The organism is Aeromonas sp. ASNIH4 (assembly GCF_002934425.1).
GTDB classification, from domain to species: Bacteria; Pseudomonadota; Gammaproteobacteria; order Enterobacterales; family Aeromonadaceae; genus Aeromonas; species Aeromonas hydrophila.
In genome coordinates, this window is record NZ_CP026217.1 from 4,208,075 (window position 1) to 4,227,252 (window position 19,178).

The 19,178-nt window shown below is 64.1% G+C and carries 19 protein-coding genes and 4 tRNA genes; 8 read left to right on the forward strand and 15 right to left on the reverse strand.

Annotated features, from left to right (window positions below; all coding sequences use genetic code 11):
* Positions 1–94 precede the first annotated feature (94 nt).
* Positions 95–301 carry a bacterioferritin-associated ferredoxin gene (locus tag C2U40_RS19650; RefSeq protein ID WP_016352142.1) on the reverse strand — a complete coding sequence of 69 codons (207 nt, stop codon included), beginning with the start codon at positions 299–301 and terminating at the stop codon, positions 95–97.
* A 137-nt stretch (positions 302–438) separates the two neighbouring features.
* Between C2U40_RS19650 and C2U40_RS19655 the strand changes: the two genes are divergently transcribed.
* Both C2U40_RS19655 and C2U40_RS19660 read left to right on the forward strand, forming a co-directional pair.
* Positions 439–750: an HlyU family transcriptional regulator gene (locus tag C2U40_RS19655; RefSeq protein ID WP_103827093.1), complete on the forward strand. Its 312-nt coding sequence runs from the start codon at positions 439–441 to the stop codon at positions 748–750.
* The gene (locus C2U40_RS19660; protein ID WP_103827094.1) at positions 747–2,813 is read left to right on the forward strand and encodes a tRNA(Met) cytidine acetyltransferase TmcA; all 2,067 of its coding nucleotides are present in this window, start codon (positions 747–749) and stop codon (positions 2,811–2,813) included. Before C2U40_RS19655 ends, C2U40_RS19660 begins: the two co-directional genes overlap by 4 nt.
* On the opposite strand, the gene C2U40_RS19665 is transcribed toward C2U40_RS19660, so the two are convergent.
* Positions 2,800–3,519, reverse strand: coding sequence for an SDR family NAD(P)-dependent oxidoreductase (locus tag C2U40_RS19665; RefSeq protein ID WP_103827095.1), 720 nt, complete (start codon positions 3,517–3,519; stop codon positions 2,800–2,802). The genes C2U40_RS19660 and C2U40_RS19665 overlap by 14 nt on opposite strands.
* A 206-nt stretch (positions 3,520–3,725) precedes the next feature.
* Here C2U40_RS19665 and C2U40_RS19670 point away from each other — a divergent pair, with 206 nt between their 5' ends.
* The gene (locus C2U40_RS19670; RefSeq protein WP_103827096.1) at positions 3,726–4,739 is read left to right on the forward strand and encodes a chemotaxis protein; all 1,014 of its coding nucleotides are present in this window, start codon (positions 3,726–3,728) and stop codon (positions 4,737–4,739) included.
* Between the two features lie 60 nt (positions 4,740–4,799).
* Here C2U40_RS19670 and C2U40_RS19675 read toward each other — a convergent pair whose 3' ends face one another.
* Entirely contained in the window at positions 4,800–5,972 is a 1,173-nt protein-coding gene (locus tag C2U40_RS19675) for a CD0519/CD1768 family membrane protein (RefSeq protein WP_029302089.1), read from the reverse strand.
* Positions 5,973–6,315: 343 nt separating this feature from the next.
* Positions 6,316–6,831, reverse strand: coding sequence for a ClbS/DfsB family four-helix bundle protein (locus C2U40_RS19680; protein ID WP_101149997.1), 516 nt, complete (start codon positions 6,829–6,831; stop codon positions 6,316–6,318).
* 112 nt (positions 6,832–6,943) lie between these two features.
* Between C2U40_RS19680 and C2U40_RS19685 the strand changes: the two genes are divergently transcribed.
* Positions 6,944–7,276: a hypothetical protein gene (locus C2U40_RS19685; RefSeq protein WP_065475406.1), complete on the forward strand. Its 333-nt coding sequence runs from the start codon at positions 6,944–6,946 to the stop codon at positions 7,274–7,276.
* Between the two features lie 27 nt (positions 7,277–7,303).
* Here C2U40_RS19685 and C2U40_RS19690 read toward each other — a convergent pair whose 3' ends face one another.
* From C2U40_RS19690 to plsY, 6 genes are all read right to left on the reverse strand, one after another.
* Positions 7,304–8,647: a potassium channel family protein gene (locus tag C2U40_RS19690; protein WP_103827098.1), complete on the reverse strand. Its 1,344-nt coding sequence runs from the start codon at positions 8,645–8,647 to the stop codon at positions 7,304–7,306.
* A gap of 259 nt (positions 8,648–8,906) precedes the next feature.
* Positions 8,907–8,982 (reverse strand) — tRNA-Asn (locus C2U40_RS19695).
* A 45-nt stretch (positions 8,983–9,027) separates the two neighbouring features.
* Positions 9,028–9,103: transfer RNA gene (locus C2U40_RS19700), tRNA-Phe, on the reverse strand.
* Between the two features lie 3 nt (positions 9,104–9,106).
* Positions 9,107–9,182 (reverse strand) — tRNA-Thr (locus C2U40_RS19705).
* Between the two features lie 52 nt (positions 9,183–9,234).
* Positions 9,235–9,310: transfer RNA gene (locus tag C2U40_RS19710), tRNA-Phe, on the reverse strand.
* A 47-nt stretch (positions 9,311–9,357) separates the two neighbouring features.
* Positions 9,358–10,020: a glycerol-3-phosphate 1-O-acyltransferase PlsY gene (gene plsY / locus C2U40_RS19715; RefSeq protein WP_016352149.1), complete on the reverse strand. Its 663-nt coding sequence runs from the start codon at positions 10,018–10,020 to the stop codon at positions 9,358–9,360.
* Between the two features lie 176 nt (positions 10,021–10,196).
* Between plsY and folB the strand changes: the two genes are divergently transcribed.
* The 3 genes from folB to C2U40_RS19730 all read left to right on the forward strand — a co-directional run bounded on the left by folB (position 10,197) and on the right by C2U40_RS19730 (position 11,681).
* Entirely contained in the window at positions 10,197–10,568 is a 372-nt protein-coding gene (gene folB, locus C2U40_RS19720) for a dihydroneopterin aldolase (protein WP_103827099.1), read from the forward strand.
* Entirely contained in the window at positions 10,568–11,077 is a 510-nt protein-coding gene (gene folK / locus C2U40_RS19725) for a 2-amino-4-hydroxy-6-hydroxymethyldihydropteridine diphosphokinase (RefSeq protein ID WP_017409458.1), read from the forward strand. Before folB ends, folK begins: the two co-directional genes overlap by 1 nt.
* Before the next feature lie 121 nt (positions 11,078–11,198).
* Complete coding sequence (locus tag C2U40_RS19730) at positions 11,199–11,681, forward strand: YbaK/EbsC family protein (RefSeq protein ID WP_103827100.1); 483 nt, start codon at positions 11,199–11,201, stop codon at positions 11,679–11,681.
* Between the two features lie 9 nt (positions 11,682–11,690).
* Here the strand turns inward: C2U40_RS19730 and mdtD are convergent, their stop codons facing one another.
* The 4 genes from mdtD to C2U40_RS19750 all read right to left on the reverse strand — a co-directional run bounded on the left by mdtD (position 11,691) and on the right by C2U40_RS19750 (position 16,475).
* Complete coding sequence (gene mdtD, locus C2U40_RS19735) at positions 11,691–13,079, reverse strand: multidrug transporter subunit MdtD (RefSeq protein ID WP_029302083.1); 1,389 nt, start codon at positions 13,077–13,079, stop codon at positions 11,691–11,693.
* 61 nt (positions 13,080–13,140) lie between these two features.
* Positions 13,141–14,268, reverse strand: a complete 1,128-nt coding sequence (locus tag C2U40_RS19740) for a CobW family GTP-binding protein (RefSeq protein ID WP_181014720.1) — start codon at positions 14,266–14,268, stop codon at positions 13,141–13,143.
* Positions 14,269–14,339: 71 nt separating this feature from the next.
* A complete protein-coding gene (locus tag C2U40_RS19745; RefSeq protein ID WP_103827101.1) occupies positions 14,340–15,734 on the reverse strand; it encodes a D-arabinono-1,4-lactone oxidase in 1,395 nt (464 codons plus the stop codon).
* A gap of 123 nt (positions 15,735–15,857) precedes the next feature.
* Positions 15,858–16,475, reverse strand: coding sequence for a LysE family translocator (locus C2U40_RS19750; RefSeq protein ID WP_103827102.1), 618 nt, complete (start codon positions 16,473–16,475; stop codon positions 15,858–15,860).
* A gap of 76 nt (positions 16,476–16,551) precedes the next feature.
* Here C2U40_RS19750 and C2U40_RS19755 point away from each other — a divergent pair, with 76 nt between their 5' ends.
* On the forward strand, positions 16,552–17,460 hold the full coding sequence (locus C2U40_RS19755; RefSeq protein ID WP_103827103.1) for a LysR family transcriptional regulator: 909 nt from the start codon (positions 16,552–16,554) through the stop codon (positions 17,458–17,460).
* A gap of 4 nt (positions 17,461–17,464) precedes the next feature.
* Here the strand turns inward: C2U40_RS19755 and C2U40_RS19760 are convergent, their stop codons facing one another.
* Entirely contained in the window at positions 17,465–19,039 is a 1,575-nt protein-coding gene (locus C2U40_RS19760) for an EAL domain-containing protein (protein ID WP_103827104.1), read from the reverse strand.
* Positions 19,040–19,178: the final 139 nt, after the last annotated feature.

Consider the following 19,178-nt stretch of genomic DNA (forward strand, 5'->3'; position numbering starts at 1 on the left):
GTCCAGAAAAGTGACAACAAGAGGTCCGGCGAGCCAGCTCGCCTGCGGGAAGGGATTGAAAAGACGGGCCGGTTTTGCCGGCGACAAGCCCTGCTCAGGCCACCTCGTAGTAGAGCGGCGCCTGTTCCAGCTCGGCCTTGTCGAGTTCGGCGGCGATGATCTCCATGGTCATGCGCACGCATTTGCCACACTGGGCACCCACTTCGAGCGACTGCTTGAGCTGGCGAAACTCGGTCTTGCCTGCCTGTACCGCCTTGCGGATCTGGGAATCTGTGATGCCGCGGCACAAACAGACGTACATAGTGTTTACCTCATGCTGGATTGCCATGAAATCTAAATGAGAATGGTTCGTAGTGCAAATAACGATTGGTAATAAGATCCCCCGCTTGCCAGCCATCACCCCCTTGGTGACAATGCCCTGTCACTGAGGGAAACATCATGCTCAAGAAACTGTTCACTGCCCTGTTTGGCGGCCAGCCCGCTCCGGCCACCGAAGTCACGCCCACCGAATACGCCGGCTACCTCATCTATCCCGAGCCCATGGCCGAAGGGGGTCAGTATCGACTGGCTGGCCGCATCACCAAGGAGTTGGATGGCGTGCTGCAGACCCACCGCTTCATCCGCTCCGATCTGTTTGCCAACCCCGCCGATGCGGAGCGCTTCATGGTGCAGAAGGCGCACACCTTCATCGACCAGATGGGGGATCGCATGTTCGAGCCCCGCAAACCGGCCGACAGCACCGCCTCATGATGCCGGCTGCGCTCAACGAGTTGCGCCAGGCGCTGGCTCGCACCGGTGAACGGCGGCTGATCTGGCTGGAAGGTGATGAGGCCGATTGCATCACCCGAGCCGAGGCGAAGCTAAGCGGCGTCAGCTACTGGCTGGGGGACGGCCCGAGCGAGCACAACCCGCAACCGGCGGCCAAGGCGTTGCAGCGGCTCGGTCAGGAGTGCGACACGCTTGTATTTAATACTTTCAGCGGTTTTCATCCCGACGCATTCGGGGCGCTGGCGGGCACCTTGCGGGCAGGCGGTCTGCTGCTGTTGCTGACGCCGCCGCGGGCCCAATGGCCAGCCTGGCCGGATCCAGACCGGGTACGGCTGGTGGCACAACCGGAAGACATGGTGCTGGCGGGTCACGGCTTTCTCGCCCGGCTGGCACGGCTGCTGGCGGGTGATCCTGCCCTCGGTCTGACGCCCCCTGCCACGCCGACCCCATGGCAGCCGGTTGGGCCAGCGCGGCCATTGAGCTGTGATCAGGCCCGCGCCCTGCCCGCCATCCACAAGGTGTTGCACGGTCACCGCCGCCGCCCGCTGGTGTTGAGCGCGGATCGGGGCCGCGGCAAGAGCAGCCTGCTGGGGCTGGCCGCCGCCGAGCTGCTGCGCCAGCAACCCGATCTGCAGATCGTGGTGACGGCGCCCTCCCAGGCCACGGTCGCCACCCTGTTTGCCCACGCCGCCCACGCCCTTGAAGACGTACCACAACTGCTGGCAGGGCTCAGCTACTGCTCGCCGGATCGGCTGGTGCACGAACCGCTGCAACCCGACCTGCTGCTGGTGGACGAAGCGGCCGCCATTCCCACCCCTCTGCTGGAAGCCATGCTGGCCCGGCACGGCCGCATCGTCTTCGCCACCACAGAACACGGCTACGAGGGCACGGGGCGCGGTTTTCACCTGCGCTTCAAGCGGGTACTCGATCGCGAGACGCCCGGCTGGCAGGAGATCCACCTGGCCGAGCCGATCCGCTGGAGCAGCCGGGATCCGCTGGAGCCGCTGGTGTTCCGGCTGCTCGGCCTCAACGCCGAGGTCGAAACACCGCCAGCACCCACCCAGCCTGGCTGGCGCCGGCTCGAGCAGAATGCACTGGCTGCCGACGAGGGGCTGCTCCATCGAGTGTTCGGCCTGCTGGTGCTGGCCCACTACCAGACCACGCCGAGCGATCTGCGCTACCTGCTGGAGAGCCCGGCCCTCGACATCCATCTGCTGGAGCAGGGCCCACATCTGCTCGGGGTGGCACTGGTGGCCAGGGAAGGAGAGATAGCAGACGAGCTGGCCGAGGCGATCTGGGCCGGGCGGCGGCGCCCGCGCGGCCATCTGCTCCCCCAGTCGCTGCTGGCACACGCCGGCTTCAAAACCGCAGGCGCGCGCAGCTACGCCCGGGTGATGCGCATCGCCATCCACCCGGCGCTGCATCGCCACGGGCTGGGATCGCTCCTGCTGGCCCACCTCGAACAGCATTATCAGGCGGCAGGGCTCGACTATCTGGGCTCCGCCTTCTCGGCCAGCGCCGATCTGCTGCCCTTCTGGCGCAAGGCCGGGCTCAGGGTGCTGCGCATCGGCCTGCAGCGAGATGCCGCCAGCGGCAGCCACGCCGCCCTGCTGCTCAAGGCGCTGCAACCAAGCTGCGCCGCCGAGCTGGCCGACTGGCACCAACGCTTCGTGCGCCAGCTGCCCACCCTGCTGGCAGGCGAGCTGAAAAATCTTGAATCCGAGCTGGTGTGGCAATGCCTGCAGGATGGTGAGGCCAGCTCGAGCAGGCTCGATGAGTTTGATCAGGATGAGCTGGCCTGCTTTGCCCACCATCACAAGCCGTTCGAGCTGTGCCAGCCCAGCCTGCAGCGCTGGCTGGCGGGCAACCTGACAACACTGGCAAAGCTTGACCCCGCCGAGCGGCAACTGCTGATCGCCACCATCTGGCAATATGCCGACTGGGGAGCGCTGGCGGCCAGGCTGCAACTGGCAGGCAAACCGGCGGTCATCAAAGCGCTGCGCAGCCTGCTGGCCCGGCTGCTGCCACCCGCTACCACTCGATAGGCTCGCCTCGCCAGTCGAGGTAGCTCAGCTCGCCATCCGGCGTCAGCCGCGCCATCAGCGTCACCAGATGCGCGGCAGCCTGTTGCGGGCTGTGCAGGCTGCCGGCGGCCAGGTTGCCGTGAAATGGGCGCGATAGCGCGGTATCCACTGTGCCCGGATGAAACGCCAGCAACTTGACGCCGGGCGCCCGTCTGGCGAGCTCGATGGCGGCACACTTGAGCAGCATGTTGAGAGCCGCCTTGGCGGCGCGATAGCCATACCAGCCCCCGGCGCGGTTGTCGCCAATGCTGCCAACCCGGGCGCTGAGCACCGCCAGGGTACAGGGGCTCGACCCCAGCAGCGGCAGCAGTTGGCTGATCCAGCGCAGCGGCAGCAGGGCGTTGGTCTGGTAGAGCTGGGTCATGGCCTCGAGGTTGAGCGCCTCGAGCCGCTTCTCCGGCCGGATGCCTCCCTGCTGCAGCAGGCCGTTGCAGATCACCAGCCAGCGCGGCCTCGGCGCCAGCTCGCCGATGCGGGCCACCACCTCTGCCAGCTGTTCATCACTGTAATCGCAGTGCAGCCAGTGCAGCCTGCTGCTGTTGAGCTCCGCCGGTTGCGGCTGGCGACTGACGGCGATGACGGGCGCGGCGCCCGCCGCCAGCCAGTGTTCGACCAGAGCGCTTCCCAGCCCACCGCCGGCGCCGATCACCACGACACTCTCTTCCATGACGAGCCCCCTTGTGGCGAGTGTGATGGCCTTCTCCATCGCCCCGCGCTTTTCCTGATAGGCTGATACGCGCCTTCCTGCCTGCGGGATCAAGCGGTTATGGAGGCGATCTTGTGTGGATCCCGCCGTCGTCGGCGGATCCATTCCTATACTGAGGGAAAACCGCAGCGGGTGCTGCCAGCGCAACCAGAAGCACGAGAGTGACCATGATGTCCAAAGACGGGGAAGAGCGTAAATCCATCCTGACCGAGAGCGGCACCAACGAGCTCGAGATCATCGAATTCCATCTCAAGAAGCAGCTGCCCGATGGCCGCGAGAAAATAGCCTATTACGGCATCAACGTCGCCAAGGTGCGCGAGGTGATCCGGGTGCCGGAAACCACCGACTACCCCAATGCCCAGCGCCACATGGTGGGGGTCTTCTCCCTGCGCGAGCGGCTGATCCCGCTGGTGGATCTGGCCGGCTGGCTCGGCATCCGCACCAACCCGGACAACAGCAACAAAGTGGTCATCGTCACCGACTTCAACAAGATGGCAAACGGCTTCCTCATCGATAGTGTCAGCAGGATCCATCGGGTCTCCTGGGAGGATGTGGAGTCCCCCAGCCAGTTCCTGGAGGCGGGCGAGAATGACTGCGTGGTGGCGGTGGTCAGGCGCGACGGCAACCTCATCATGATCCTCGACTTCGAGAAGATCATCGCCGACATCAACCCTGAACTCAGCATGGAAAAGTACGATGTGACCCAGGATCGCAAGGTCATCATCGACGATCGCATGATGGCCATGCGCCAGGCCAAAACCATCCTGGTGGTGGACGACTCCGCCTTCATCCGCAAGATGATCGAAACCACCCTGCGCACCGCGGGCTACAACGTGGTGACTGCCAAGGATGGGGGTGACGGGCTGGAGATGCTGATGGAGTTCGATCGCCTGTCGCAGGAGGAGAAGATCCCGGTGGCCGAGTTTGTCAGCGGCGTCATCACCGACGTGGAGATGCCCCGCATGGACGGCATGCACCTGCTCAAGCGGCTGCGCGATACCCCCGCCTTCAAGACCACCCCCATCGTCATGTTCTCGTCGCTGATGAGCGATGACAACCGCCACAAGGCGCTGCAGCTGGGCGCCAACGACACCATCACCAAACCGGAGCTGGGCCGCATGGTCGGCATGATGGACAACTTCCTGCTCGGCATCCCCATCCCCAGACCCGGCAACCTGTGAGGCCGCCGAACGGCCACTCAAGCAAAAGGGCGCCGAGGCGCCCTTTTGCTGCTTGATGGCTCAACCCAGCCAGAGATAGAGCTGGTGAGCCGCCACCCCGGCGCACAGGCCGCCGATGGTGTGGGCCACAATGGCGCGGGAGGTGAGATGGCGATAGCCGAGCGCATCCAGCATGGCGGTGTGGGTGCTCAAGAAGCCGCTCCAGCACATGCCCATGGCGGTGAACACTGCCACCTCGTTGCCGGTGATCCAGCCCTTGCCGATGAAGGGGGGCACCAGCGACATGGCAGCACCGACCGCCCCCAGCGAGGTGACCGGGAAGGCCACCAGTTCAGCGTGGGTGAAGCCGAACAGCAACTCGAACAGCCAGCCCACCTTGGCTGCCAGCACGGGCAGCAGCGCCACCCCCTGGAAGGCCTCGCCACTGTAACCCTGCTCGCCAGGCCCGAAGGTCAGCAGCATCACGAAGGTGCTGATGATGAGCACCCCCGGGATCACCGCCATCCCCAGCTCCACCCCGGACTTGCCACCGTCCAGCAGGGCGTTGAGCACCCGCAGCCAGGTCGGGGCGGCTTCCTGGCTCAGACCCGGTTTGGCCCCCACGCTCGCCACCTCGTCGGTGATCGGGGTCTCCCCCACCAGCGGGCGGATCATCCGCTGCATCAGCCGGGTCGATACCACGGAGCCGATGAGGGCGCCGAGCAGACCGATCAGCGCCGCGCTGGCGGTGGACTCGCCGCCCGGCAGTTGCAGGGTGGCCATGAAGGTCACCACGATCAGCCCCATGCCGAAGGCAGTGCCGAAGTTGGTGAGCGACACCAGCTGCCAGGGGGTGAAGCCCTTGCGAAAGCGGCTGTCCTTGGCGAGGCTGATCACCGCCGGGTTGTCGGAGAAGAAGGTCATCAGGGCCGCCAATGCGGTGCGCCCCGGCAACCGGAACACCGGCTTCATCAGCGGTGCCAGCAGCACCTCCAAAAGGCGGATCACCCCGAACTCGCTGAGCAGCTGGCTGAGCGCGCCAGACAGCACGGTAATGCCCATGATGAAGAGCACTGTGTTGAGCAACAGCTGGTGGGCGGTGTTGAACAGGGTGTTGACCAGGGCGGAGAGGCCCATCTGGCTGCCGAGGTAGCCAAACAGGCTGCCGAGGATAACCAGCACCAATACCGGCTCCAGCCAGCGGCGAAGGGAGGCCGCCCCCTGGTGAGAATCTTTAACTGCTTGATTTTCCATACCAATCCTGAAATCTGTCGCTGTGTGGTGAGTATTGTTGTTATGGCCCCCATAAAGCAGGAGCCCTTGTCTTGCGACAAGGGCTCCTTGAATGACTCTTCCTGCCGGCCGCGAACCCGTGCCATACGGATTGACGCTTCGCCGCGCTAGCGGCTGAACCAGGGAGGAAACACGGGTGGCCGGACGATCCTGTCCAGTCTGCCCGTCTCGCGTCAGCGCGCCGGCCCACGGCCAGCCCGGCGACGAAACGGGGCGGCAGTATAACAACTGGGGCCTGTCAGCGAAACAAGGGGGGAGACCTGCACCTTGCCACCCCCTCGCCTGTGCTGGCCGCCAACGAGCCCTACGGCTTCACCCCTTCGCTCTTCAACCACTTGCGCAGCCGGCCGTTGGCATTGTGATAGGGCGAGGCGGTATTGAACTGGATCATCCGCCCCAGCGGCCAGCGTTCATACCAGGGGCGACCGTACAACTCATCGTCGCTGCGCTGCCCGATCAGTTCGACGATGCGGGCCCTGGCCGCCACCAGCCGGGTCAGCAGCTGCGGGTAGGTCAGCCCCTCATAGTCCCGATAGAATTTGTGCGCCAGCCCGCCCAGCTCGTTCCATTTAAAACCGGTCTCGGGAAAATCCACCGGCAGACCCGCCGCATCCCACTCGATCCACTTGATCACCAGCTCATTCCAGCCGATGAGGTAGGCCACCAGATTGGCCACGCTCATGCGGGTGCCCTTGCTGTGCCCCTCCATCACCGGCTCTTGTGTCAGGCCCTCGGGGACGGCCTGCAAGGCCTTGAGCAGCTTGCCGAAGTTCGTCTCGATGGCGAGCAGCAGCTCGGCCTTGTCAGCAGGGATCCCCATCACTTTTCTCCTGAATGCCCGCCACCCGACAAGCGGCGGGCGAGATTGCCGTCCACGGCCGGCGCGGGTAAGCTCGCCCCATCGGCCATCCATCTACTCATCCAGCAGCACCATGAACGACCTCGTGACCTACATCAGGGCCATCCATCGCCAGGCGGGGCCGGCGATCATCGTCCGCCAGCAGAGTGAACAACACAGCGAGCAGGACGAGAGCGGTACCCTGACTCATCACCGGCAGACCCATTACTGGTTTGCCAACGGCGTGGTCATCTGCCACCAGCTGGAGCTGGACGAAGAGCCCTCCCCGCAGCTCTGCCCGGAGTGCTGGATCAGCTACCGGGTAGTCGCCAGCCCCATTCCCATCACACCTGCGCGCAAGCTGTTCCACAACCCCTGCCAGGAAGCCTTCTGGCTCAAGATGCAAGAGATCACGCCAGCCGGCTGACCCGCTCGGCCGGTAACCGACGCTCCATCAATACTGCTTGGTCTTGGAGGCAAACCCCGCCAGGAACAGCCCGGTCAGGAACATGCCGCAGAAGGCCTCGATGGCCGACAGCAGCTGGAGCGGGGAGGAGGTCTGGGAGATGTCGCCATAGCCCAGGGTCACGAAGGTGACGATGCTGAAGTAGAGCGAGCGGCCCAGGTGGTGGTAGGTGACCGAGGCCGGCGCCAGAAAATAGGTCAGGGTCGCCAGCAGGATCACCCCCATCGACAGCAGCAGGCTGCGGATCGGCCGCTCGCCAAAGCCCCAGGTGATGAAGCTGATGAACTTGGCGGCGCATTTCAGGTAGCACAGCAGGGTGAGCCAGCCTTTCTTGAGCCAGCCGCTGCGCAGCCAGCACTCCCTGAACAGCTCCCTCGGGCTCGCCAGCGACTTCATCTCGTGCAGCTTCTCCTTGTAGTAGCACTCGCCGGCATCGACGGTATCACCCACGCTGGAGAAGAGCCGCTTGGCATTGCGGTAGAGCTTGCTGGCCTCGCTGTGATCGACCCTGCCATTCTCGTTGTAGGCCACCTGCACCTTGTCCAGGTTGGTGTGCTCCATGGTGGCGTCGAAGTTCTTGGCCCGCACATTGAAGTTTTTCAGCACTGCCCGGGAGGAGTGAAAGCGGATCTCCTCGCACTCGATGGTGAAGTCCTGGAACACTCCGTCCTCTAGCGCCAGCTCCCGCTTCTTGGCCCAGGCCCTGTGGTCCCACAGCAGGGAGTCGAACAGATCGAGCCCGATCACCCCGCCGTTGACCCTCACCCCCTTGGCCGAGCAGTGCCACAGATAGACCTTGGAGTTGTTGACGGCGCCATCCAGCGAGAGTTCGTCCAGGCAGGTGAAGTCGAGCAGCCGGCCGGAGATGATGGGGCTTTTGAGCTCGACGCCGCCGATGTTGAGCAGCCGGTGCTTGCCCAGCACCTGGGCCTCCCCCTTGTTGTTCTCGGAGACCGACAGCAGGCTCTGCACCCGCTTCACCTCGTCCTTGCCGTGCTTGCCGGCCAGCCACATGCAGTAGGGTTCAAAGCGCGTCTCGGCACGGATCAACCCGCTCTTGCGCAGGGACTCCAGCGCGCTCGAGGCGGTCTCATAGAGTCTGATCTTGTCGTCGCTCATGTAGAGGCACAGGCTCAGCACGCAGCGGGAGCTGATGAAGCGGGCGATGCCGATCTGGAAGATCACCTGCTTGTCGATCTTCTGCTCCGTCATCCAGTCGTCGAAATGGGGCAGCGACGCCACCAGCAGATCCCAGATCAGGGGATAGTCGTTGGCCCGGCGCCACTCGTTGAACTGTTCGGGGGAAAGCTGCCAAAGCTCTGTTGCATTCATGGATGACCTCGCTCAAGAAACGGTTCCGCTTGCCTGCACCGGGCCTGATACCCGACAAGTCTGCATGACCCGAACCGGGCAGGAGACGGACTCAGCAAGCCATCATACTAGGCGAGCCGACGAAGTCACTGATGGGGAGGGGACAGGGTGAGCCATGCGACAACTTGGCGCCGGTTGGCCCATTTATTGTCCGCAGTGAGTGCCAGACAGCGGCAAACGGGCAAAGAAAAAGCCCAGCATTGCTGCTGGGCTTTTGAATTGGCTCCTCCTACTGGACTTGAACCAGTGACATACGGATTAACAGTCCGCCGTTCTACCGACTGAACTAAGGAGGAATTGTACTTTGGAGACCAGATATCGCTATCTCATCGCCTTTATTGTGGTGCCCAGAGACGGAATCGAACCGCCGACACGGGGATTTTCAATCCCCTGCTCTACCGACTGAGCTATCTGGGCAAATGGTGCCGGCTACCGGAATCGAACTGGTGACCTACTGATTACAAGTCAGTTGCTCTACCTACTGAGCTAAGCCGGCACACTTTAAACCATTGTGCATGAACAAGTTTTTATTTCATGGCACCAAAATTTGGTGCCCAGAGACGGAATCGAACCGCCGACACGGGGATTTTCAATCCCCTGCTCTACCGACTGAGCTATCTGGGCGTGGGCGCTATTAAACGGATTTTAAGGCAGGTGGTCAACGGGAAATTTCACTTTTTGTCTCGTTCGTCTCTTTTTTGCTCAGGATCATCCATTTCCAGCACTTCTTCCTGCTCGGCGCGATTCTGGCGGCCCCAGACTCTGGGTTCCTCCCCCTTCAGCAGGCGAGCGATGTTCTCGTGATGGCGGATCAGAATGAGGCAGGAGAGCAGCGACACTGGCAGCGTGTATTCCGGTTTGAGCAGGTAGGTAAAGAGCGGGGTCAGCAACACGGTAATGATGGAGGCCAGCGACGAATAGCCGCTCACCAGCAGCACCAGCAGCCAGGTGCCGATCACCGCGCCCCCCATGGTGAAACCGATGGGCATCATGGTGCCGAGCGCCGTGGCCACGCCTTTGCCGCCACGAAAGTGGAAGAAGATGGGGTACATGTGGCCGAGACAGGCAGCCACCCCGATAAAGCCGAGGTAGACGGGTTTGATCTGCAGATACCAGGCGAGGTAGACGGGAGCCGTGCCCTTGAGCACATCGAGCAGCAACACCACCACGGCCGCCAGCCGACCACCGAGGCGCAGCACATTGGTGGCCCCCGGGTTGTGGGAGCCGTGATCACGGGGATCCGGCAGACCCGTGATGCGGGAAACCAGCACCGCACTGGACAGCGAGCCGCCCAGGTAGGCCAGAATAATCATCAAAATCGTCAGGGCCGTCATCTTGGTCGTTTTTACCACGATATGAATGGGGTATGATGCGGGCCACATTCTCTGGCGCCGACGTGGGGTTGCCCACCGCGTGTCGCCCAAACCGGCCGCCGGCACTCATCCGCTGGCCAGGCCTGCATCCCTGCGCTGTCATCACAGCCCATCAAGAGTAAAGAAGAAGTACTGTCATGGACAAGGTGTTTATTCGCGGACTCGAGGTTTTGACCACTATCGGTGTATACGAGTGGGAGAAAGGCATTCGCCAGAAGCTCTGTTTCGACCTCGAGATGGGGTTCGACAACCGCCCCGCCGCCGCAACCGACGATATCAAGCTGGCACTGGATTACGCCACCCTCTCTCGCAAGATCTGTGATCACGCCTCCAGCAAGGTGGTGGAGCTGGTCGAAACCATGGCCGAACAGGTCGCCATGCTGGTGCTGGCCGACGAACGGGTGCTGTGGGTCAAGGTCACCCTGACCAAGCCGGGCGCCGTCCCCAATGCCGCCGGTGTCGGCGTCGAGATCCTGCGTCACCGCACCCCGGCCGCGAGCGCCAACTGATGACCCGCATCTATATCAGCCTGGGATCCAACATCGAGCGGGAACGCCATATCCGCGCCGGCCTCGATGCCCTGCAGGCCGAGTTTGGCGAGCTGCAGGTCTCCCGGGTGTTCGAGAGCGAGGCGGTGGGCTTCAACGGCCGCCCCTTCTACAACCTGGTGGTGGGCGCCGATACCGAGCTGCCGCTGGCGACCCTGTGCCAGCGACTGCGCGCCATGGAGTTCGCCCACGGCCGCGAGCCAGACGCCAAGAAGTTCGCCCCGCGCACCCTGGATCTCGATCTGCTGCTCTACGGCGAGCTGGTCTGCGAGACGCCGCTGGTGCTGCCGCGCGGCGAGATCCTCAGCAACGCCTTCGTGCTCTGGCCGCTGGCCGAACTGGCCCCCACCCTGCGCCATCCGCTCGATGGGCGCACTCTCGGTGAGCTGTGGGAGCGTTACGACAAGGCCTCCCAACGGCTCTGCCCCATCCCCTTTCACTGGGCAGCGGGCGAATTGCAGCACCACTGAACAACAAGGGCACCTCGCGGTGCCCTTGTTGCTGATGGACGGAGCTGATAACGGATAAGAAACCGTGATTGGGCCTGCGCCGGTGCAAGTGGCAGGATGGCCGCCATCACAGGAGAACCCCATGCCACTCGATACCATTCACGACTTCAACTGCCGGCTGCTGGCCGGGCTGCCCCACCAGCGCTTCGAGCACGAACCCATTCTCGATTACGCCACCGATGAAAAGGTGAGAGCCCGCCTCGGCTGGCAGGCCGAATTCAGCAAGACCCTGTTTCTCAAGTTCAAGGATGGCCGCTTCGCCCTGCTGCTGACCCACAGGGACGGCCGGCTCGACAACAAGGCGGTCAAGGCGGCGCTCGGCGCCAAGCCCTCCATCTGCACCGCCGACGAGATGCAGGCGGAGATCGGTTGCCTGCCGGGCGCGGTCTGCCCCTTCCTGCCCCGCGCCGACATCCCGCTGCTGGTGGATCCCGCTCTCATGACCCACCACGCCTTTACCTGGACCCCGGGCCACCCCGAGCAGACCTTCCTGCTGGAAACCGCCCACCTGGCCGGGCTGCTGACCCAGCTGCCCTGCCAGGTGAGCTACCTGCCAGCCCCCTGAGCCTGCGGCTCAGCGCTTGTCCCGCGCCAGCTGGGCGAAGATCAGCGCCGCCAGCATCGACATCAGGCCAATGCAGAGGTAGGTGAGGTGAAAGCCCCCCAGCCACTGGCCATCCGCCGCCGACGAGCCGGCAGAGAAGAGACCCAGCAGGCTGGCGGCGATGGCCACCCCTAGGCTCATGGAGAGCTGCATCACCACCGACAGCAGGCCGTTGCCGCTGCTGGCAAACTCCGGGCTGAGATCCTGCAGGGTCAGGGTGTTCATGGCGGAGAACTGCAGCGAGTTGATGGCGCCGAACACCATCAGCCAGCCCAGCAGCACCCCATAGGGGAGCTGGTTGTCGATGAGGGAGAAGCTGGCGATCATCACCCCCAGCGCCAGGGTGTTGCCGATCAGGATGCGGCGATACCCGATGCGCGGAATGAGCTTGTTCACCAGCGTCTTGGTCAGCATGGCCCCCAGCACGGTGGGGATCATGGTCATCCCCGCCTTGCTCGGTGAGAAGCCGAGCCCCAGTTGCAGAAACAGCGGGGTGAGAAACGGCATGGCGCCGCTGCCGAGGCGAGCAAACAGGTTGCCCCAGATGCCGATGGCGAAGGTGCTGGTCTTGAACAGTCCCAGCCCGAACAGCGGCTCCTCGGCATTGGCGGCGTAGAGCCAGTAGCTCGCCATGGCGGCCAGCCCGAACAGCAGGGCAAACAGCGCCCAGCCGGTGGAGATGCTGTGCTCTCCCAGCCCCTGCAGGCCCACCGACACCAGCACCATGCCGGCGCTGAACATCACGAACCCCTGCCAGTCGAACTTGGCCGTGCTCTGGCGCAGATCCGGCATGAAGTACCAGCTGGCGATAAAGCCGAGCAACCCCACCGGCAGGTTGATGAGAAACACCCAGTGCCAGCTCGCCACTTCCACCAGCCAGCCCCCCAGTGCCGGGCCGATGAGCGGCCCCACCAGGCCGGGGATGGTGACGAACGACATCACCCGCAGCAGCTCGTGCTTGCTGTAGACCCGCAGTACCGCCAACCTGCCCACCGGCATCAGCAGGGCGCCACCGATCCCCTGCAGCACCCGCGCCGCCACCAGCAGCGGCAGGGAGTTGGCAGCCGCGCAGGCCAAAGACCCCAAGGTAAACAGCAGGATGGCGGCTAGATAGATGCGGCGGGTGCCAAATCGGTCCGCCAGCCAGCCGGAGGCCGGGATGAGCAGCGCCACCGTCAGCATGTAGGCGATGATCACCGACTGCATCTGCAGCGGGCTCTCGCCCAGAGTCTCGGCCATGCTCGGCAGGGCGGTGTTGAGGATGGTGCCATCCAGCGTCTGCATGAAGAAACCGACCGCCGTGAGCGGCGGCAGCCATTTGCGCTGGGCAGGGGTCACCATGTGTGTGCTATCGGGCATCTGCAGCCACCTCCTCTTCAGACAAAAAAAGACCCGCACAAGCGCGGGTCATCTCATTACATCAGGCATCAGGCTGTCCGAGCATGACTCTGAGCTGCTCTTCCAGGCTGGGCTCGGGCGCCTTGAGCGTCTCAAGGAACAACTGCTCTATGCCCGCCTTGTCCTGACTCTTCACGATGAACACCAGCCGGGACTGGGCCTTGCCTTCCGGCCACTCCCCCAGCGCCTGCAGCGGATAGAGCTGGCCATGGACGCCGTGGATCACCACCGGCTGGCTCTCCCCCTCCAGCTGCAATATGCCCTTGAGCCGCAGCAGCGCATCGCCGTATTGCGCCTGTACCGCGTCGATGGCGGCCAGCAGGCGGGACGGCTTGAGCGGCTCGCCGATGCGCAGGGCGAAACTTTCGATATTGCCGTGCTCAAAGTGGGTCGGCGCGGCCGTGCCTACCTTGGCGGCGAACGGCTTCATCTTCGGCTGCATCGGCGAGGCCAGCCCCTGTTTCGGGGATTCGGTGCGCAGCCAGGCCAGCAGCTGGCGCACGTCGCGCCCGGCCGCCTCGTTGTAGGCCCCCAGCTTCTCCAGCACGGCGGGCGAGAGCACCCCGTTGCTGACCCGCTCGATCGGGGCCGCCGGATTGAGGGCCGTCAGCTGGGCTTCTACCCGTGCCAGCGTCTCTTCATCCACCAGGTCGCCCTTGCTCACCACCAGCAGATCCGCCAGCGCCACCTGTTTCACCGCTTCATACTGAGCCGCCAACTGTTGCTCGATATGGCCGGCATCCACCACGGTGACGGTACCATCGAAGCGGTAACGCTGGGCGATAAAGCCCTCCTCCCTCAACGTGAACAGCACGGGGGCCGGATCGGCGAGGCCTGTGGTCTCGATGATGAGCCGTTTGAACGGTTTGATCTTGCGTTGAATGGCCTTCATAAACAGCCCCTGCAGCGCCTCCACCAAAGAGCCCTGCACCGAGCAGCAGATGCAGCCGGAATCGAGCAGCACTACCTGTTCATCCACCTGCTGTACCAGGTGGTGATCCAGCCCCACCGAGCCGAATTCGTTGATCAACACCGCGCACTCGCCAAGCTCGGGCTGCTTGACCCAGTGGTTGAGCAAGGTGGTCTTGCCGCTGCCGAGAAAACCGGTCAGCAGGGTCACGGGGATACGCGTATCTTGCATGTCCGTCATAGGGATGACTCCCCTCTGGTCGGCAGGGTGATGAGTAAGCGAGTATCTTGCATATCGGTCATGTCAGATCCTTACCGGTTGGCAAACAGGTCGGCGAGCCAGCGGTTTTCAAAGCGGCCGTGGGGGTCGAGCTCGCCCTTGAGGGCCAGGAAGTCGTGCCAGCGCGGCAGCAGGGCCGGGAAGTCGTAGAGATCCATCGCCAGGTGCTTGCCAAAGTGCGGGATGCCGCCGAGCGGCACCAGCAGTTGCTGCAGCTCGCGCATCTGCTCCATAGAGCCGTTGACGAAGGTGCCGTCCGCCGCCAGATAGACCAGGAACCCGATCCAGCAGACCGACTGATCATAGGCGGCGCTGAGCCAGGCCTTGGAGGGGCCGGTGCAGCGCAGGATAAAGGGGTAATGCAGCACGCCGGGGTTGGCCTGCTGCCACGCCTGCAGGGTCTCCAGCGCCTCGTTCATGCGATTGAGCGGCACCGCCACTTCGCAGTTGATCTGGGGCGCCGGGATCCCCTTGCAGAGGATCTGGTAGACGTTGCCCACCAGATCGGAGGCATCCTTGAAGCGGCGCACCGTCTCGAAGTGCTCGCCGGCCAGCGCCTCATCCTTAGTGTCCTTGGCCATCTTCTGCAGAGTCGCATCTATGGTGGCATTCATGCGGGCGTCGATGTCGCCCTCCAGCAACAGCGGCTCGCTGCCACCGGCGCGGTAGCGGGCCACCTCCTCTTCGGAGGCGGGATCCACCAGCCAGATGTGGCTCTCGCCGGTCCAGGCGAACCACCAGCTCTTCACGAAGGCGTGCTCGCGGTTGAGCCGCTCGTTGTGCGCCAGCAGGAAGGGATAGTCGGTGGTGAACTTGGTGCAGCGCATGATGCGGTTGGGCACGGTCTGCAAGGTGACGTCGAGCAAAATGCCGAGCATCCCCATGCCCATCACGAAGGCGCCGAAGCGTGGATCGCTGCGATCCACCCGGATGATGTCGCCACTGGCCAGCATGACGGTCAGGGCCGCCACCGCATCGCACAGGGCGGACTGGTGCAACCCCTGGCCGTGAGTGCCGGTGCTGAGCGCACCGCCCAGGGTCTGGATGCCGATGACGCCGGGGGAAGCCGGCAACATCCGCTCCATGGCGATGAGATCGGCGTAGACGGTGTCGAGCGGGGTGCCCGCCTGGTAGGTGACGGTGTCGGCGGTCTGCGCCAACTGGCCACGCAGGTGGTGCAAGTCCACCAGCAGCGCCTGGCTGCCCTCGGCATAGACGCTGTGGATGGGTTCGAAGGAGAGGCCGGAGCCGATGAGGCGCAGCTTGCGCTCGGGGTTTTCCCGCAGCAGTTGCTGCAGTTCGTCGCGATTCTTCGGACGCCACACCTGCTCCAGTGCGCCGAGCGGATTGGTCCTGGACCAGTTGAACAGCACCTCCCGCTGACCGATCGCCTTGATGCTGTGAAATGCCTGGAACCTGACCGTCATACCGCCCCTCATCTTTATTGACGTCAAAATGAGCGCCAATTCTACCGAAAAGCGGACCACAAGGCATGAAAAACAAGCCCCTACAGTCGGGGGTGGATAGGGGAGAGCACCTCTCCCCTCGCCTCAGCGCGTCTGCTGGGTCAGTGCCAGCAGCATGCCGAATCCCACCAGCAACCCACCGAACACCCGATCGATCCAGTGGCGCACCGCCAGCAGCCGACCCCGCACCGAGTCGGTGGAGAAGAAGATCGCCACCGCGCTGAACCAGACGGCGTGGGTCAGCACGATGAAGGCGCCGTAACCGAGCTGAACCGCCAGCGGCGTCTGCGGCTGCACCACCTGCATGAACAGGCTGACGATGAAGATGGTGGTCTTGGGGTTGAGCACATTGGTCAGAAAACCGGTGCGCAGCGCCCCCAGGCTGGAGAGGGCGGGCTGCTCGGCCAGCACCTCGGCGGTCGCCGGCTTGGCCCGCAGCATCTTGATGCCGAGGAAGATAAGGTAGGCGGCCCCCGCCAGCTTGATGAGATTGAACAGCCAGAGCGACTGCTGGATCAGCAATCCCACCCCGAGCAGGGTGTAGGTGACGTGCACACAGACCCCGGCGCCGATGCCGAGCGCCGTCAGCACACCGCTGCGGCGCGAGAGCAGCAGGCTGTTGCGCGACACCATGGCGAAGTCGGGTCCCGGGCTGATGACGGCAAAGAAGGTAATGGCTATTACGGCTAACAGTTCGGTCATGAAAATAGTCCTGATCACATGGAATATCGGCTATTTTATTTGGCCATAGCACCAATAACGAACGATAACTTCTGACATGAACGGTGAGAATGATTCACATAAAAGCCTGTCGCTGCCAGCCCTGACCGCCCTGCGCTGTTTCGAGGTGGCGGCCCGTACCGAGCACTTCAGCCGCGCCGCCGACGAGCTGCACCTCACCCACGGCGCGGTCAGCCGGGCGGTACGCCTGCTGGAAGAGGATCTCGGGGTCATGCTGTTCGAGCGGCGCCAGCGCCGGGTCTTTCTGACCGAAGCGGGCGAGCGGCTCTATCAGGCGGTCAGGGAGGGGCTGGGCGGCATCCGCCAGACGGCGCAGGCGCTGCGCCGGCAGGGACGGCCGACGTCGCTGGTCATCTCCTGCGAGCCAACCCTGCTGATGCGCTGGCTGATCCCGCGCTGGCCCGCCTTCCAGGCCCTGCATCCCGAGCTGGACGTGCACCTGATGGCCGGTGGCGGCGCTCTCAGCTTCGGCAGCGGCATCGATCTCGCCATCCGGCGCAACGACTTCCAGTGGCCCGCCGAGCTCTACAGCCAGCTGCTGTTCGAGGAGCTGACCGGACCGGTCTGCCAGCCGGGCAAGGTGGCGCAGTTCTTCGAAACGGGGGCCAACGGCCCGGTCCTGCGTCCTGCCGCCCCCTGCCTGCACACCAAGACCCGGCCGGGAGCCTGGCAGGAGTGGTTGCAGCACGCCGGCCAGTCCGCCAGCGAGGAGGCGCCGGGGCAGACCTTCGAGCACTTCTACTTCAGCCTGCAGGCGGCAGTCGCCGGGCTGGGGGTCGCCATCGGTCCCTACCGGCAGGTGTGCGACGACATCGAGGCCGGCCTGCTGGTGGCGCCGCTCGGTTTTTGCCCCGACGGCACCGGCTACCATCTGCTCGCCCCCGCCCCGCCCGCTCCCGGCAGCGCCCACGCCAGACTGTCGGAGTGGCTGCAATCCCTCACCTGATGGCTCAGACAGAAGCCAGCTGCGCCGTGCGGTCGACCTGAGGCTGGGCCAATGCAGCCTGAAAGTCGCGCAGCGGCAGCGGACGGCCAAACAGGTAGCCCTGCAGGTAGTCGACGCCTTTGCGTTTCAGGTAGTCGGCCTGCTGGCGCGTCTCCACCCCTTCGGCAACCAGCGCGAGGCCGAGCCGGGTCCCCAGATCGATCACGTTGTCGACTATGTGCTCGGACAGGGATTCGGTGCCGATCCTGCCGATAAATGACTGATCTATCTTGAGATAGTCCACATGGAACTGCTGCAGGTAGTGCAGGCTGGAGTGGCCGGTGCCAAAATCGTCCATGGCCAGCCTGACCCCCATCTGGTCGAGCTGGCGAAACAGCATCAGGGTCTGGGGATCCGCCACCAGAAGCTCCCGCTCGGTCAGCTCCAGCACCAGTACTACCTGGCCCGGCGCGAAGTGATCGAGGAAGCGCCGGCACTCGGCAAGCAGCGCCATGTCGCGACAGTGGGCGGCACTGATGTTGAAGCTGATGTGAAACCCGTCGGGCACCAGGTCGCGCTCCATGCTCAGCTCGCGGGCCACCTCCTCCATCAGCAGGCTGGTCATCGGCACGATCAGACCGCTCGCCTCCGCCTGGGGGATGAAGAAATCCGGGCGGATCAGCCCGGCCGTCGGGTGCTGCCAGCGCATCAACACCTCGGCCCCGATCACCCGCTCGCTCCCCGCCGCCACCAGCGGTTGCAAATAGGGCACAAACTCCCGATTGCGCAGGGCTCGCGCCAGCTCGACCTCCGGTGAACGGGGCCGTCCCAGCAGCCACCAGATGAGCAGGGCGAAGCCGAGGGAGATCCCCAGCAACAGCAAAATGGCCCAGCGCCTGGCCTGCCACAGGGAGTTCCAGAACGAGGGCACCTCGTGCCCGGCATAGATCGAGAGCGGATAGCGGCTGGAGTGGATCTCATGGCTGGCCAGCATCGGCTGCGGCTGTCCCCCTTCGCTCAGCACGCCCCGCTCATCCAGCCACTGCTGCCCCACGTGCAGCAGCAGGGTGCAGGGCCGTCCGCTCAGCACCAGCATGAAGCGCAGGTACTCGCCGTCTATGGTGCTGAAAGCGGCCCCCTTGCCATGGCTGTCGCGCAGGGCCAGCAGGGGGTGGTGGGCCCGCACCTGGTTGCCCGCCAACAGCAGCAGCCGTCCACCGCTGTAGCGCTCGAGCCGATCCGGCCACTGGATGGCACCGAACAGCGAGTTGCAGTAGATCCCGTTCTCCCCCACCAGGTTGACGGTGCGCACGAAGGGCACCAACGCCACCTGCTGGCGCAGGGTGAACAGGGCCTGCTCGCACGGCTGATCGATGAAGGGAAAGAGCGAGCGGTTGGCACTCTCGGCGTGGGCCAGCATGGTTTCCATCAGGGTCACCGCCTGTCTGGCGGAGTGCTCGGACTGACGATCCAGAGCGTGCATATGACTGTTGTAGATGGCCCAGCCGCCGAGCGAGAAAGGCAGGCTGAACAGCAACAGGGTGCAGCCAAGACGGAGCCAGGGACGGGAGAAATCCAGATTGGGCAGCGACATCGACATAGCGGGACCAGACAGCAAACATGGCAGCCCACCTTAACAGCCGATGCTGAACCCAGCCCTAATGTGTGCAAAAAACAACCAAGCATGCCCAGAACAAAAACAAAAGCCCCGGCACGGACCGGGGCTTTGCATCAGCACG